Source organism: Streptomyces sp. NPDC034084, assembly GCF_055575535.1.
The window spans coordinates 194,191-210,037 of record NZ_JBVISK010000001.1; the positions used below are offsets into that span (position 1 = coordinate 194,191).

Sequence of the window (15,847 nt, forward strand, 5' to 3'; positions counted from 1 at the left end):
GGTCGTCCCCCTACTTCTCGGGACCGGGGTCGGCGGTCAGAAGGGGCTTGGGGGAGGTGGGGCCGTCGGGCGGCAGATCGACCACGGAGAGGAGCAGGACGAAGAGGAGGACTGGGGCGAGTCCGATGGCGACGGCGACGAGGGCGCGCATGGTCGGCCTCCCGGGATGCGATCTGATAGGTCGTCAGGGCGGGGGCACCGTAGCAACGCGGCCGCGAGATGAGAACACGTCGCACCCGGGGAACGCGAAGCGCCGTCTCCCCGCCCGGTGCGGACGGGGAGACGGCGCGGAGGAACGCGGCCGGGCGGAACGCGGCGCGGAGGCGCGGGCCGTCAGGCCGAGGGGGAGGCGCTGGGCGAGGGGGTGGTCTCGGTCGAGCCGCTGCCGGAGGGCGTCGGGTCGGGAGTCGGGTCCGGGTCCGTCGGCGTGGGCGCGGTGACCGTGAGGTCGATGAAGGCGGTGCCGCCGCCGGGGGCGGTCAGCCGGAGGTAGAAGGTGCCCGCCTTGCCGCCCGCGAGGAGGGCGCCGGACTCGAAGGTGAGCAGTCCGTTCGTACCGGTCTCGAGGGTGACGGTGCGGACCGTCGTGCCGTCCGCGCGCTTGAAGGACGGGCCCTCGGTGCTCTCCTTGGGGTCCGTCTTCGAGGTGACGATCACCGCGGTGACGGTGACGCCGGGGGCGAGGGCGCCCTTGTCGGTGGCCTTCACCTGGAGCTGCTGGGTGAAGGAGGCGCCGGTCGTGGCCGAAAGGGGGTCGCCTGCGACCCGGGTGAGGGTGTCCGCCTGGCGCTCCGTGACCGTCCCGGCGAAGTCGGCCGCGTCCAGGGTCCGGCGCTCGACGGTGGCCCGCACGGTGAAGGATCCCGTCTTCTCGCCGGCCCGGAGGGCGGGCGAGGCGGCGAGGCCGGTAGAACCGGTGGTGACGGTGGCGGTGGTCCCGCCGCCGGCGAAGCGGGTTCCGGTGGTTCCGGTGATCTCGAAGCGGATGCTCACGCCGGCGACCGGCTTGCCGGTGGCGTCGAGCGCCGCGACACGGGGCGCTCCCGTGAAGGCGCTGCCGGTGGTCGCGGTCAGCTTCTGGTTGGCCACGATCGCGAGCCGGGCGACCCTGACGGCCGGCGGCACGGTGGGCGGCTTCACCGGCGGGGCCGGGGGCTTGCTGGGAACGGTCGGCGGCTTGACCGTGCCGGGGCGGGTCTCCGACGGCTTCGGCGTCTTGGTGCCCGGGGTCGGCGTCGGCGAGGGGGTCGTGGGGACGGTCGGCAGCGGTGTCGTGGGGTGGGGGCGGTCGCCCCCGGTGCCGTGGTCGCTGCGGTCGACCGGCAGCACGCCCGCGCCGTCCGGGACCTGGTGGGTGCCGCGCTCGTAGAAGGCGACCCAGGACAGGACCGTGTTCAGGTACTCCCGCGAGTGGTTGTAGCTGAGGATCGCCTGGTCGAGGTCGGCCTTGAGGCCGAGGTTGCGGTCGTCGGCACAGAGGTAGAGACCGGCGGCCTGCGCCGCGTCGTAGACGTTGTTCGGGTCCTTCTTCCCGTCGCTGTTGGCGTCCTGGCCCCAGGTGGCCCAGGTGGACGGGATGAACTGCATCGGGCCGACGGCCCGGTCGTGGATCTTGTCGCCGTCGTAGGCGCCGCCGTCGGTGTCGGTGATCTTGGCGAAGCCGACGCCGTTGAGGGCGGGGCCGAGGATCGGCGGCGACGCCGTGCCGTTGGCGTCGACCTTGCCGCCGCGCGCCTGGCCGGACTCGACCTTGCCGATGCCGGCGAGGAGCTGCCACGGCAGGTTGCAGCCGGGGTCGGTCGAACGTATCGACAGCTCGGCCCGCTTGTAGGCGGAGTAGACGGACGCGGGTATGCCGGCCTCGGCCGGGCCTGCTATGACCGGCAGATCGGTGCTCGCGCCGGGCTTGTTCGGCGTCGTCAGGGGCGGCAGATCCGTGTAGTACGGGTCATCGCCCGTCGCGGAGTCGTCTGCCGACGGCGGCGCCGTGTCACCGGCTCCGATGGCGTGGTCTCCGCCGGCGTTGTCCGCTGCCGGCGGGGTCATCTCCGGCGCCTGCGAGGCGGCGAGCGCGGCGACCGCCGCGGCCATCACCACACCACTGGTGGCCCCCTTGCGCAGCCGGTGGCCGATGTGCGCTGCCATGTCCGTCGTCCCCTCCCCATCGACGCGGTCCCACGCTCCCCGCGTGAGACCCCAGGCGACCCTATGCCAACTCCGGACCGCCGAACACCGGCCCCTGACCGTGTTTCACGGTTTCGTCACCTCATGGCCGCCTGCCGACCGGAGGAGTCCGGGAACCGACCGGAGCGTGCCGGCCCTCTTGCACTCCGGCCGACCACGCACACCGCTCGACCGCGCGGTCCGCACGACCGCGCGGACCGGCCGCCGTCGTCACCGGAACCCTGGGGGAACTCCCGTTGCCGTTCACGCTGAGCCATGCCGCCGCCGTGCTCCCCGCGCTGCGCCGGGACGGGACCGCGCGCGGACCGCTCGTCGCGTCCGCGCTCGTCGCCGGGTCCTTCTCGCCCGACATGACCTACTTCGCCGCGACCGCTTTCCCCGGGGCGATGGTCCTCGGGGACGTCACCCACTCCCCCATCGGGATCGTCACGGCCGACGTGCTCATCACCGGCGCGCTCGTGGCCCTGTGGCTGACCGTGCGCGAGCCGCTCGTCGCCCTGCTGCCCGCCCGGTGGCGCGGCCGGGTGTACGGGCTCGTCCGGGGCCATCCCTGGCGGGAGCGCCGGCCTGCCGCGCTCGCCGGGTGGTTCTGCCTCTCGGCGATCCTCGGCGCCACGACGCATGTGGTGTGGGACTCCTTCACCCACCTCGACCGCTGGGGCACCCGCGCGATCCCCTTCCTCGGCGAGCTCGTCGCCGGGTTCCCGGTCTATCTCTACGCGCAGTACGGGGGTTCGGCGCTGGCCCTCGGCCTCCTCGGCTGGTACTCGGTGCGGGCGCTGCGTTCCTCCGTCCCGGGAGTGGAACTGCCGTCCCGGGTCCCGGTGCCGGGCAGGCGCGGCCGGCTCCTCGCCGCGGGGCTCATCGGCGGCTGCGTCCTCGCGGGTGTCGCCCACCGGGTGCTGCGCTGGGCCGCGTACTGGGGCTGGGACAGGATCGAGACGCCCCTCGACGTCATCCCGACGGCCTGCTTCGGTGCCGGCGCGGGTCTCGCCGTCGGGCTCGTGCTGTACGGGACGGGGGCGCGGCTCCACGCGTCGTGGCAGCGTCGGACGGCCCCGGCCACGGCCCTCCTCCAGAGCCTTCCGGATTCGGATCCTCGGCCGGAGCGCTCCCGTCAGGGATCTCGGTGATCTTCTCCGGCGGGGTGCAGCCGCGGGCCGCGGCACCGCCGGAGAGCCTGCGGTGCACGACGACGGCGACGCTCTCCAGGGTGCGGACGCCGTACCGCATGGTGGGGTTGTCGTGGCTCAGGAGCGCGATCCTGTAGTCGACGGCGGGGCTCGCCGTGCCGGTGACCCTACCCTTGCCCTTGGGTGTGCCATTGCCCGTGCCCTTGCCGGTGCCCGCGCCCGGGGTTGCCGTGCCGGGTGCGGTCGTGCCCGGCGGGGCCGTCGCCGGGCGCACGATGCCCACGCTGTGGACGCGCCAGGCGTGGGTCTTGCGGGGCAGCCAGCCGTTCTTGAGGTGGACCTTGACCGTGCGCGGTGCGCCCGCCGAGACGCCCCAGGCCTGCTGGCGAACGACCTGACCCATCAGGGACAGGGCCTCGGTGCGGCGTGAGACCGCGGCGAGGAGGGCGAGTTGGTCGCGGGCGGTGGTGCGGGTGAGGCCCCAGTACTTGTCGTGGCCGAGGACGGTGTCCCGGGCCCCGGCCTCCCGCAGCACCCTGTTCAGCCGGGCGCGGGACAGACCCGCCCACAGCTCGGTGGCGGCGGTGTTGTCGGAGCGGGTGATCATCTCCTTCAGCCGCCGCGCCTCCAGCCGGGTCGGTGCGCGCCCGAGCTCCTCCGCGCGCCCGAGGACCGCCTGCAGGATCAGGACCTTCGCGATGCTCGCGGAGTCGTACGCGAGGGTGTCGGCCAGCCGGCAGCGCAGTCCGCGCGCGGGGTCGTGGACCGCGACGGAGACCGTGCCCTCGCGGCCCTTGAGCGCCCTCGCGATGTCCTGGGACAGCCGGGCGGCGAGGGTCGGCTCGCGGGACGAGGTGCAGAGCGCGGGTGCCCGGTGCGCCTCGGCGGGCCGGGCCCAGGCGGGGCCCGTCACACCGAGGAGGGCGCCGATGAGGGCCAAGGCTCGGAGGCGGGAGCGGCGGCGCGTGATCATGTCCCCCAGTTTCGGGAGCCGCGCGCCCGGGGCGCCCCCCGAGTGGTCCACCTGGCGCACACGCGCCCGCACCCGCCGGGGGCCGGCGCCCACCCCCGTACGGGCGCACGTTCCGCCAGGGCGGGACGTGCGCCCACGACGGGGGCCGTCAGTGCGCGGCCGAGTCCCAGTTCTGACCGACGCCCACCGAGACGTCCAGGGGGGCGCGGAGGGCGACGGCGCCCGACATCTGCTCGCGGACGAGGGCCTCGACCCGCTCCCGCTCGCCGGGGGCGATTTCGAGCACGATTTCGTCGTGGACCTGGAGCAGCATCCTGGAGGAGAGGCCGGCCTCGGTCAGCGCCCGGTCGACGTTCAGCATGGCGACCTTGACGATGTCGGCGGCCGTACCCTGGATGGGGGCGTTGAGCGCCATCCGCTCGGCGGACTCGCGGCGCTGCCGGTTGTCGCTGTTGAGGTCGGGGAGGTAGCGGCGGCGGCCCAGCATCGTCTCGGTGTACCCGGTGGCGCGGGCCTCGTCGACGACACGGCGCAGGTAGTCCCGGACCCCGCCGAAGCGCTCGAAGTAGGTGTCCATCAGGCCCCGCGCCTCGCCCGGGTCGATGTTCAGCTGCTGCGAGAGACCGAACGCCGACAGGCCGTAGGCCAGGCCGTACGACATGGCCTTGATCTTGCGGCGCATCTCGGCGTCGACGGCGGACCGCTCGACGCCGAAGACCTGGGAGGCGACGGTGGTGTGCAGGTCCTCGCCGGAGGTGAAGGCCTCGATGAGGCCCTCGTCCTCGGAGAGGTGGGCCATGACGCGCAGCTCGATCTGGCTGTAGTCGGCGGTCATGAGGGCCTCGAAGCCCTCGCCGACGACGAAGCCGTGCCGGATGGCCCGGCCCTCGTCCGTCCGCACCGGCACGTTCTGCAGGTTCGGGTCGGTGGAGGACAGACGCCCGGTGGCCGCGACCGTCTGGCTGAACGTGGTGTGGATGCGGCCGTCCGCCGCGACGGTCTTGATCAGGCCCTCGACCGTGGAGCGCAGGCGCGCCTGCTCGCGGTGGCGGAGCATGATCACGGGCAGTTCGTGCTCGGTCTGGGCGGCGAGCCAGGCGAGCGCGTCGGCGTCCGTCGTGTAACCGGTCTTGGTCTTCTTCGTCTTCGGCAGGTTCAGCTCGCCGAAGAAGACCTCCTGGAGCTGCTTGGGCGAGCCGAGGTTGAACTCGTGGCCGACGGAGGCGTGGGCCTCCTTCACGGCCTGCTGGACCGCGCCGGCGAACTGCTGCTCCATCGCCTCCAGGTGGTCGCGGTCGGCGGCGATGCCGTGCCGCTCCAGGCGGGCGAGGAGGGCGGAGGTGGGGAGCTCGACCTCGTGGAGGAGTTCGCGGGCGCCGACCTCGGCGAGCCGCTCGTCGAAGGCCGCGCCGAGGTCGAGGACGGCCCGTGCCTGGCTCATGAGGGCCTCGGCCTCGGCGCTGTCGTCGGCGCCGAAGGCGAGCTGGCCGTCTGCGGCGGCCGCGGGGGCGAGCTCGCGGCCCAGGTACTCGACGGTGAGGGCGTCGAGGGCGAAGGAGCGCCGGCCGGGCTTGACCAGGTAGGCGGCGAGGGCGGTGTCCATGGTGACGCCCGCGATGCTCCAGCCGTGCTCGGGGAAGACCCGCAGGGCGCCCTTGGCGTTGTGCATGATCTTCGGGCGGTCGGGGTCGGAGATCCACGCGGCCCAGGCCTGCTCGTCGGCCGCGTCGAGTTCGCTGGGGTCGAACCAGGCGGCGGCCCCTCCGGCGGCGGCGAGGGCGATCTCGCTCACGTTCCCCGTGCCCAGCGCCCAGCTGTCGACGGTGGCGATGCCGAGGGGCTCGGTGCCGTGCTCGGCGAGCCAGGGCGCGAGCTCGCCGGCGCCGAGGACGCTGGTGTCGAGCTCGACGCCGGCGGCGGGCGCGGGCGCGGCCTCCTCGGCGGCGCCGGGGTCGACGGCGAGGAGCCGCTCGCGCAGCGAGGGGTTGCGGATCTCCAGGGTGTCGAGGACGAGGGCGACGGCCGTGCGGTCGTACGGCTCGCGGGCGAGGTCCGCGACGGTCTTCGGCAGCTCGACGTCCCGGACCATCTCGGTGAGGCGGCGGTTGAGCCTGACCGACTCCAGGTGGTCGCGGAAGTTCTGGCCGGCCTTGCCCTTGACCTCCTCCGCGCGCTCGACGAGCTCGGCGAAGGAGCCGAACTGGTTGATCCACTTGGCGGCGGTCTTCTCGCCGACGCCGGGGATGCCCGGCAGGTTGTCGGACGGGTCGCCGCGCAGGGCGGCGAAGTCGGGGTACTGCGAGGGGCTCAGGCCGTACTTCTCCTGGACCTTCTCCGGGGTGAAACGGGTGAGCTCGGAGACGCCCTTGGTCGGGTAGAGCACGGTGGTGTGGTCGGTGACCAGCTGGAAGGAGTCACGGTCGCCGGTGACGATGAGGACCTCGAAGCCCTCGGCCTCGGCCTGGGTGGCGAGGGTGGCGATGACGTCGTCGGCCTCGAAGCCGTCGACGGCGAAGCGCGGCGCGTGCATCGCGTCGAGGAGCTCGCCGATCAGCTCGACCTGCCCCTTGAACTCGTCGGGGGTCTTCGAGCGGTTCGCCTTGTACTCGGGGAACTCCTCGGACCGCCAGGTCTTGCGGGACACGTCGAACGCGACCGCGAAGTGGGTGGGGGCCTCGTCGCGGAGCGTGTTCGCCAGCATCGAGGCGAACCCGTAGATCGCGTTCGTCGGCTGCCCGGTCGCGGTGGTGAAGTTCTCCGCGGGCAGCGCGAAGAACGCCCGGTACGCGAGCGAGTGCCCGTCCATGAGGAGCAGGCGGGGGCGGGTGTCTGCGGTGTTCTTCGATGCTGTCTCGGCCACACGACGATCCTGCCACGGCCCACTGACAATCCCGTCCACAGCGGTCGGGGTCCCGGGCTGTCGGTGCCCCGTGACAGGATCGGAGACGTACGCCACAGGATTACCGCTCAAGGGAGAGCGCGATGGTCAGCAAGCCCCCGGCCGGTGACCCGGTCCAGGACGCACCGCAGGTCACGCCGCCGCAGCACGCCGCCGCCGGCCTGCCCGCCATCGGGCACACGCTGCGGATCGCGCAGGAGCAGATGGGGCTGAGCCGCACCGCGCGGACCCTGCTCAAGGTCAATCAGAAGGACGGCTTCGACTGTCCCGGCTGCGCCTGGCCGGAGGGCGACAAGCGGCACGTGGCGGAGTTCTGCGAGAACGGCGCGAAGGCGGTCGCCGAGGAGGCGACGCTGCGCCGGGTGACCCCCGAGTTCTTCGCCGCGCACCCGGTGGCCGACCTGGCCACCCGCAGCGGCTACTGGCTGGGCCAGCAGGGCCGGATCACGCAGCCGATGCTCCTCCCGGAGGGCGGCGACCGGTACGAGCCGGTGACCTGGGAGCGGGCCTTCGCGATCATCGCGGAGGAGCTGCGGGCCCTGGCCTCCCCGGACGAGGCGCTCTTCTACACCTCGGGGCGGACGAGCAACGAGGCGGCGTTCCTGCTCCAGCTCTTCGCGCGCGAGTTCGGCACGAACAACCTGCCGGACTGCTCCAACATGTGCCACGAGTCCTCGGGCTCGGCACTGACGGAGACGATCGGCATCGGCAAGGGCAGCGTGTCCCTGGAGGACCTGCACCGGGCGGACCTGATCATCGTGGCCGGGCAGAACCCCGGGACGAACCATCCGCGGATGCTCTCCGCGCTGGAGAAGGCGAAGGCGTCGGGCGCGTGGATCATCTCGGTGAACCCGCTGCCGGAGGCGGGCCTGGAGCGCTTCAAGAACCCGCAGACCCCGCAGGGCATGCTCAGGGGCACGGCGCTCACGGACCTCTTCCTGCAGATCCGGATCGGCGGCGACCAGGCCCTCTTCCGGCTGCTCAACAAGCTGGTCCTGGAGACGCCCGGGGCGGTCGACGAGGACTTCGTACGCGAACACACCCACGGGTACGAGGAGTTCGCCGCGGCGGCCAAGGAGGCCGACTGGGACGAGACGCTCGCCGCGACCGGGCTCGGCCGGGCCGAGATCGAGCGGGCCCTGGAGATGGTGCTCGCATCGGAGCGGACGATCGTCTGCTGGGCGATGGGCCTCACCCAGCACAAGCACTCCGTGCCGACCATCCGCGAGGTGGTCAACCTCCTGCTGCTCCGCGGGAACATCGGCCGGCCGGGCGCCGGGGTGTGCCCGGTGCGCGGCCATTCGAACGTGCAGGGCGACCGGACGATGGGCATCTTCGAGCGGCCCGCGCCCGCCTTCCTCGACGCCCTGGACAAGGAGTTCGGGATCGTCTCGCCCCGCCACCACGGCTTCGACGTGGTGCGCTCGATCCAGGCGTTGCGCGACGGCGAGGCGAAGGTGTTCTTCGCGATGGGCGGCAACTTCGTGGGGGCGACGCCCGACACGGAGGTGACGGAGGCGGCGATGCGGAACGCGCGCCTGACCGTGCACGTCTCGACGAAGCTGAACCGCTCGCACGCGGTGACGGGCACGCGCGCGCTGATCCTGCCGACGCTCGGCCGCACCGACAGGGACATACAGAAGAGCGGCCGGCAGTTCGTGACGGTCGAGGACTCGATGAGCCTGGTGCACGCCTCCCGGGGGAACCTGCCGCCGGCGAGCCCGCACCTGCTGTCCGAGCCGGCCATCGTGGCGCGGATGGCCCGCGCCGTCCTCGGCGAGGGCTCCGCGACGCCCTGGGAGGAGTTCGAGGCGGACTACGCCCGGATCCGGGACCGCATCGCGCGCGTGGTGCCCGGTTTCCAGGACTTCAACGCCCGCCTCGCGGCGAACCCGGGCGGCTTCGCGCTGCCGCACGCCCCGCGTGACGAGCGCCGCTTCCCCACGAAGACCGGCAAGGCCAACTTCACGGCCGCGCCCGTCGAGTACCCCAGGGTGCCGGAGGGCCGGCTGCTGCTGCAGACGCTGCGCTCGCACGACCAGTACAACACCACGATCTACGGCCTGGACGACCGCTACCGGGGGATCAAGGGCGGCCGCCGGGTGGTGCTGGTGCACCCCGAGGACGCGGCGGTGCTCGGCCTCGCGGACGGGGCGTACACGGATCTGGTGAGCGAGTGGACGGACGGCACGGAGCGCCGGGCGCCCGGCTTCCGGGTCGTGCACTACCCGACGTCCCGCGGGTGCGCGGCGGCGTACTACCCCGAGACGAACGTGCTGGTTCCGCTGGAGTCGACGGCCGACATCAGCAACACCCCCGCCAGCAAGTCCGTGATCGTGCGTCTGGAACAATCGCAGTCCGCCTAAGCGTTTGCTCAGGCGTTCGGACGTGACAAGCAGCCGTACGAAGACGAACGGAGCCGGGCCCATGGGTGAGCAGCAGCACGTGAAGTTCCCGCAGGAGGTCATCGAGGAGTACGCGGCGCTGGGCGTCGACCTCCCGGCGCTCTTCTCCGCCGGGCACCTCGGGAACCGGATGGGCGTGCAGATCCTGGAGGCCTCGGCCGAGCGGGTCGTCGGCACCATGCCGGTCGAGGGCAACACCCAGCCGTACGGGCTGCTGCACGGCGGCGCGTCGGCGGTGCTGGCCGAGACGCTCGGGTCCGTCGGCTCGATGCTCCACGGCGGCGTCTCGAAGATCGCGGTCGGCGTCGACCTCAACTGCACCCACCACCGCGGGGCGCGCAGCGGTCTGGTGACCGGTGTGGCGACGCCGGTGCACCGCGGACGGACCACCGCCACGTACGAGATCGTGATCAGTGACGAGCAGGGCAAGCGGGTGTGCTCGGCGCGGCTGACCTGCCTGCTCCGCGAGATCGACCCGAAGGACGCGGACAACCTGCCGACGGCGGGCCGGGCGGACGGCGCCTGAGCCGGAAGGCACGGCAGGACACCGAGGACGGCGCGGGCGGCGGCGACGCCGTCCCGGGACGGCACGGACGGCGCGGTGCGGGACGGATGAGCGTCCCGCACCGCGCCGTCCCCGTGCGAGGCCACTCCCGCCACCCCCACGTCGGCCTCAACTCCCTTTCACCCGGACCCTCTTGCCCCACACGGCCCCAGCCGCTTCACTGGCGAACCTCCCCCACAGGAGAACACCCGATCCACTCACCCACCGAGGGGTTCTTCGTGACAGCCGTTCGCACCACCTCCGCGTTGACCGCCGTCACCGCCGCCGCCTGCGCCGCCGTTCTCGCCACCGCGATCCCGGCCACGGCGATCAACTCGTACAACGCGACACCCGCGCCCGAGCGCACCGAGGTCGGCGCGCTCGTCGCCACCTGGGACGACGACGACAACCCGGCGACCGCCGACCGCGTCGACTGGGTCTGCTCCGGCACCATGATCGACGCGGACACCTTCCTCACCGCCGCCCACTGCACGACGGACTGGCCGGCGAACGTCCGCTTCTACGTCTCGCTCGACCAGGACGTCCAGGCCGGCCTGGACCGGGCGGCCGCCGAGCATCCGGGCGACCCGGCGGCGATCGCCCGGAGCGTGGCCGTCGAGGGCGCCGCCCACAGCCACCCCGCCTACCCCGGCCCGGCCTCCGACACCCATGACATCTCGGTGATCGAGCTGCCCGCCGCCGCCGTGAAGGCCCGCTGGTCCTTCACCCCGGCCGCCCTCCCCCGCGCGGGCGCCCTCGACGCCCTCGGCCCGCAGGGGCTGAACGACGTCCCCTTCCTGGTCGCCGGTTACGGAACCGAGGAGGCGCGGCGCGGTCCGGGCGGCCACACCCACCCGGGCGGCGGCGTCCGCATGAAGGCGCCGGTCTCCTTCGACGCGCTCAACAGCGCCTGGATCCGGCTCGCCATGACCGCGCCCCAGGGGAACGGCGGCGCGTGCTACGGCGACTCGGGCGGCCCCAACTTCGCGACGCTGCAAGGGAAGCGGACCCTGGTGGCCACCACGATCACGGGCGACACCCCGTGCTACGCGACCAACGTGACGTACCGGCTCGACACCCCCGGCGCGCGTGACTTCCTGAAGCCGTACGTCCCACTCCCGTAACGCCCGCCGTCCCACTCCCGTGACCCCTGCCGTCACACTGAGTGACTGACGCACGCGACGGAATGGCTCCCCGGGACGGAGCCATTCCGTCCGCTCAGCTTTCTGCCACTGTCCGATATCCGGAGAGCCGACCGAGCGCTTCGACAGGACCAAGATTCACTCAAGCCCCTTAGCGGAACTGCACGTTCTCACCATGTGAACACCTCATTACAGACCCCTTTGCCCCGGTTTCCCCCCTCGATGCGCACACTCTTTCCCCGTCGGCATAACAAGACAGTCACATCCTTCCCTCGCCGCTCCCCGACCCTCCCCACCTGCGCTTAGAGTCACCGCCAGTCACCGCGCCGCCGGGCGCGTCCTACTGCACGGCCCTGTACCAACCCAGTACGGCCCGGCGTTCCAAAACGGCACCCCTCGCTCCGCTGCTTCACGGCACCGCCTCATTCCGAGGGGGCCGCGCCAGGGAAAGGACCCTTCGTGCGAAACCGTTCGTTGCTCATACTCACCACCGCGGTCACCGCGGGAGCGCTCACGCTCACCGCCTGTGGATCGCGTGACGACAAGGGCGGCGCCGAGAACGGCGACAACGGCAACGTCACCGTGACCATCGGTCTCGACGCCCCGCTCACGGGTGAGCTGTCCGCCCTCGGCCTCGGCATCAAGAACTCGGCCGACCTCGCGGTCAAGACGGCCAACGAGAAGGCCTACGTCAAGGGCGTGACCTTCAAGCTGGAGACCCTGGACGACCAGGCGCAGCCCTCCGCCGGTCAGCAGAACGCCACCAAGTTCGTCGCCGACAAGGCCGTCCTCGGCGTCGTCGGCCCGCTGAACTCCTCGGTCTCCGAGTCGATGCAGAAGGTCTTCGACGACGCCAAGCTGGTGCAGGTCTCCCCGGCCAACACCAACCCGTCCCTGAGCCAGGGCGCCAACTGGGCCTCCGGTGACAAGAAGCGCGGCTACAAGGCGTACTTCCGCACCGCGACCACGGACGCCATCCAGGGCCCGTTCGCCGCGCAGTACGTCTTCAAGGAGGCCAAGAAGACCAAGGCCTTCATCATCGACGACAAGAAGACCTACGGCGCCGGCCTCGCGGGCACCTTCAAGGGCGAGTTCGAGAAGCTCGGCGGCAAGGTCCTCGGCACCGAGCACATCAACCCCGACACCAAGGACTTCTCCGCGGTCGCGACCAAGGTGAAGAGCTCCGGCGCCGACGTCGTCTACTACGGTGGCGAGTACCCGGCCGCCGGCCCGCTGGCCAAGCAGATCAAGGAGGCCGGCGCGAAGGTCACCGTCGTCGGCGGTGACGCGATCTTCAGCCCCGAGTACGTGAAGCTCGCGGGCGCCCCGGCGGCCGAGGGCGACATCGCCACCTCCGTCGGTTCGCCGATCGAGACCCTCGCTTCCGCCAAGGACTTCCTGGCCAACTACAAGGCCAAGGGCTACAAGGAGGCCTACGAGGCCTACGGCGGCTACGCCTACGACTCGACCTGGGCGATCATCGAGGCCGTCAAGAAGGCCACCGAGGGCAACGGCGGGAAGCTCCCGGAGCGCGCCAAGGTCGTCGAGGCCATGCAGGGCGTCTCCTTCGAGGGTGTGACCGGCAAGGTCTCCTTCGACGAGTTCGGTGACACCACCAACAAGCAGCTGACCGTCTACAAGGTCACGGGCGGCGCCTTCAAGCCGGTCAAGTCCGGCACCTTCGGCGGCTGATCCTCAGCACCCCGTTCCGAACCACTCAGCACCACTTTCACCGCGCGGGGGGCCGCACAAGGCGCCCCGCGCGGTGTCACATCCGTCGAAAGTCTCGGAGGACAATGCGGTGAACGAACTGCCGCAGCAGCTGGTCAACGGCCTGCTACTGGGATCCATGTACGGGCTCGTCGCCGTCGGCTACACGATGGTCTACGGCATCGTCCAGCTCATCAACTTCGCCCATGGCGAGATCTTCATGACCGGCGGCTTCGGGGCGCTCACGGTCTGGCTCATCCTGCCCGGCGGCACCAGCATGTGGGTCGCGCTGCCCGTCATGATCATCGGTGCCGTGATCGTCGCGACCACGATAGCCGTGGGGGCGGAACGGTTCGCCTACCGCCCGCTCCGCGGCGGCCCCCGCCTCGCCCCCCTCATCACGGCCATCGGTCTCTCGCTCGCCCTGCAGTACGCGGTCTGGGTGTGGTACCCGGAGGCGAAGTCCGCCCGGACCTTCCCGCAGATCCCCGGCGGCCCGATCGAGCTCGGCCCGGTGACCATCCAGACCGGCGACGTCTTCCTCCTGATCGCCGCCCCGATCTGCATGGCCTTCCTCGCCTTCTTCGTCATGCGGACCCGCGTCGGCCGCGGCATGCAGGCCACGGCGCAGGACCCGGACACCGCCAAGCTCATGGGCGTCAACACCGACCGGATCATCATGATCGCGTTCGCCCTCGGCGCCGCGTTCGCCGCGGTCGGCGCCGTCGCCTACGGCCTCAAGTACGGCGTCGTCGACTACAAGATGGGCTTCCTCCTCGGACTCAAGGCCTTCACGGCCGCCGTCCTCGGCGGCATCGGCAACATCTACGGAGCCATGATCGGCGGAGTCGTCCTCGGCATCGCCGAGACGATGGCGACGGCGTACATCAGCCACATCCCCGGTATGGATCAGCTCGGCGGCCAGTCCTGGGCCGACGTCTGGGCCTTCGTACTCCTCATCGTCGTACTCCTCGCCCGGCCACAAGGCCTCCTCGGCGAGCGCGTCGCGGACAGGGCGTGAGCACCATGACCACCATCTCCGAGAACACGACGGCGCCGGCGGCACCCGAGGCCGCCACGACCGGTCTCATCGGCTTCGTACCGGCCGGGATCGCCCGCGCCCTCACCCTGGGCGGCAGCGTCCTCACCGCCGCCAGCTGCTTCCTCGCCTGGACCTGGACGCCCCGATTCCCGGGCGACCTCACGGTCACCGGCTACCCGGGCGGCCTCCAGCTTCAGGTCCTGGTCCTGGGCCTGCTCACCATCCTCTTCGCCCTCTCGTCGTACGGAGTCAAGGGCACCCGCTGGCTGACCCCGGCCGGCGGTGACGCCGCCCTCAAGCTCGCCGCGCTCGCCACCTTCGGTACCGCCTGGTTCACCGTCGGCGCCATCAGCGTGGAGCTCGGCGGCCCGGTCAACCTGGAGCCCGGCGGCGCGGTCGTCGCGGTCTCCACCCTGCTCGCCCTCATCGGCGCCCTCGCCCTCCCCTACGAGCGGCCGAACAAGCTGCCCGTGGACCCCGAGGACACCGGCTGGGACCAGTTCAAGCACCGCGCCGGCAACGGCTGGACCGACTTCAAGGCCGCCTTCGCCACCACCGGCACCCCGCGCCGGCTGCCCTCGATGCACTCCTCCCTCGAGATCCTGATCATCGCGGGAGTCCTCGCCGTGGCGCTCGGCGTCTTCACCTACGGCGTCGGCACGGAGTACGACGAGCTGTTCCTCGGCTTCCTGATCACGGCCGGCCTCGGCTTCGCCGCGGTCAACAAGTCAGGGCTCATGGCGCAGGCCACGCAACTCACCGGCAAGCACCAGAACCTGTCCATCGCGGGCGCGTTCACCGCGGCGGCGCTCTTCCCCTTCACCCAGACCGACGACCAGTACGCGACACTCGGCGTCTACATCCTGATCTTCGCCACAGTCGCCCTGGGTCTGAACATCGTCGTCGGCCTCGCGGGTCTCCTCGACCTCGGATACGTCGCCTTCCTCGGCGTCGGCGCCTACGCGGCCGCCCTCGTCTCCGGCGCCCCCACCTCCCCCTTCGGCGTGCACTTCCCCTTCTGGGCCGCCATCCTGGTCGGTGCCGGAGCCTCCCTGGTCTTCGGTGTCCTCATCGGTGCCCCGACCCTGCGCCTGCGCGGCGACTACCTCGCCATCGTCACGCTCGGCTTCGGTGAGATCTTCCGCATCACCGTGATGAACACCGACGGCACCTCCGGTCCCGACATCACCAACGGCTCCAACGGCATCGCGTCCATCCCGAACCTCGACATGTTCGGGTTCGACTTCGGCGCCGAGCACGCGATCGCCGGCTTCACCATCGGCCGCTTCGCGAACTACTTCTTCCTGATGCTGCTGATCATGGCCGTCGTCGTGCTCGTCTTCCGGCGCAGCGGCAACTCCCGCATCGGCCGCGCCTGGGTCGCCATCCGCGAGGACGAGACCGCCGCGCTCGCCATGGGCATCAACGGCTTCCGGGTCAAGCTCATCGCCTTCGCGCTCGGCGCCTCCCTCGCCGGCCTCGCCGGCACCGTGCAGGCCCACGTCACCTACACGGTGACCCCGGAGCAGTACCTCTTCGCCGGTCCCATCCCGCCCAACTCCGCCTTCCTGCTCGCGGCCGTCGTCCTCGGCGGCATGGGCACCATGAGCGGCCCCCTGGTCGGCGCGTCCCTGCTCTTCCTCATCCCGAACAAACTCCAGTTCATGGGCGAGTACCAGCTCTTCGCCTTCGGCGTCGCGCTGATCCTGCTCATGCGCTTCCGCCCGGAGGGCATCATCGCCAACCGGCGCAACCAGCTGGAGTTCCACGAGAAGGACGAGACGCCCGCCCCGCTCGCCAAGGCAGGTGCCTGAA

10 protein-coding genes and 1 pseudogene are annotated in these 15,847 nt (G+C 71.7%); 7 read left to right on the forward strand and 4 right to left on the reverse strand.

Going from position 1 to position 15,847, the window contains the following annotated elements:
* Window positions 1–10: 10 nt before the first annotated feature.
* Window positions 11–151, reverse strand: a complete 141-nt coding sequence (locus ACZ51I_RS00905; RefSeq protein ID WP_468870636.1) for an SPW_0924 family protein — start codon at window positions 149–151, stop codon at window positions 11–13.
* Between the two features lie 182 nt (window positions 152–333).
* Window positions 334–2,145: a lytic transglycosylase domain-containing protein gene (locus ACZ51I_RS00910; protein WP_468870638.1), complete on the reverse strand. Its 1,812-nt coding sequence runs from the start codon at window positions 2,143–2,145 to the stop codon at window positions 334–336.
* 275 nt (window positions 2,146–2,420) lie between these two features.
* Here ACZ51I_RS00910 and ACZ51I_RS00915 point away from each other — a divergent pair, with 275 nt between their 5' ends.
* Window positions 2,421–3,317, forward strand: a complete 897-nt coding sequence (locus tag ACZ51I_RS00915; protein WP_468870639.1) for a DUF4184 family protein — start codon at window positions 2,421–2,423, stop codon at window positions 3,315–3,317.
* A 274-nt stretch (window positions 3,318–3,591) separates the two neighbouring features.
* Here ACZ51I_RS00915 and ACZ51I_RS00920 read toward each other — a convergent pair.
* Window positions 3,592–4,290 (reverse strand): annotated as a pseudogene (locus ACZ51I_RS00920) (serine hydrolase); the annotation flags it as partial.
* A 148-nt stretch (window positions 4,291–4,438) separates the two neighbouring features.
* On the reverse strand, window positions 4,439–7,150 hold the full coding sequence (gene polA / locus ACZ51I_RS00925) for a DNA polymerase I (RefSeq protein ID WP_468870641.1): 2,712 nt from the start codon (window positions 7,148–7,150) through the stop codon (window positions 4,439–4,441).
* Window positions 7,151–7,272: 122 nt separating this feature from the next.
* On the opposite strand from polA, the gene ACZ51I_RS00930 reads away from it, so the two are divergent.
* From ACZ51I_RS00930 to ACZ51I_RS00955, 6 genes are all read left to right on the forward strand, one after another.
* Window positions 7,273–9,555, forward strand: a complete 2,283-nt coding sequence (locus ACZ51I_RS00930) for an FdhF/YdeP family oxidoreductase (RefSeq protein WP_468870642.1) — start codon at window positions 7,273–7,275, stop codon at window positions 9,553–9,555.
* A 61-nt stretch (window positions 9,556–9,616) separates the two neighbouring features.
* Entirely contained in the window at window positions 9,617–10,120 is a 504-nt protein-coding gene (locus ACZ51I_RS00935) for a PaaI family thioesterase (RefSeq protein ID WP_468870643.1), read from the forward strand.
* Window positions 10,121–10,377: 257 nt separating this feature from the next.
* Complete coding sequence (locus ACZ51I_RS00940) at window positions 10,378–11,262, forward strand: trypsin-like serine protease (RefSeq protein ID WP_468870645.1); 885 nt, start codon at window positions 10,378–10,380, stop codon at window positions 11,260–11,262.
* A gap of 477 nt (window positions 11,263–11,739) precedes the next feature.
* Window positions 11,740–12,972, forward strand: a complete 1,233-nt coding sequence (locus ACZ51I_RS00945) for a branched-chain amino acid ABC transporter substrate-binding protein (protein WP_468870646.1) — start codon at window positions 11,740–11,742, stop codon at window positions 12,970–12,972.
* Between the two features lie 109 nt (window positions 12,973–13,081).
* Window positions 13,082–14,011: a branched-chain amino acid ABC transporter permease gene (locus ACZ51I_RS00950; protein ID WP_468870648.1), complete on the forward strand. Its 930-nt coding sequence runs from the start codon at window positions 13,082–13,084 to the stop codon at window positions 14,009–14,011.
* A 5-nt stretch (window positions 14,012–14,016) separates the two neighbouring features.
* A complete protein-coding gene (locus ACZ51I_RS00955; RefSeq protein ID WP_468870650.1) occupies window positions 14,017–15,846 on the forward strand; it encodes a branched-chain amino acid ABC transporter permease in 1,830 nt (609 codons plus the stop codon).
* Window position 15,847 lies beyond the last annotated feature (1 nt).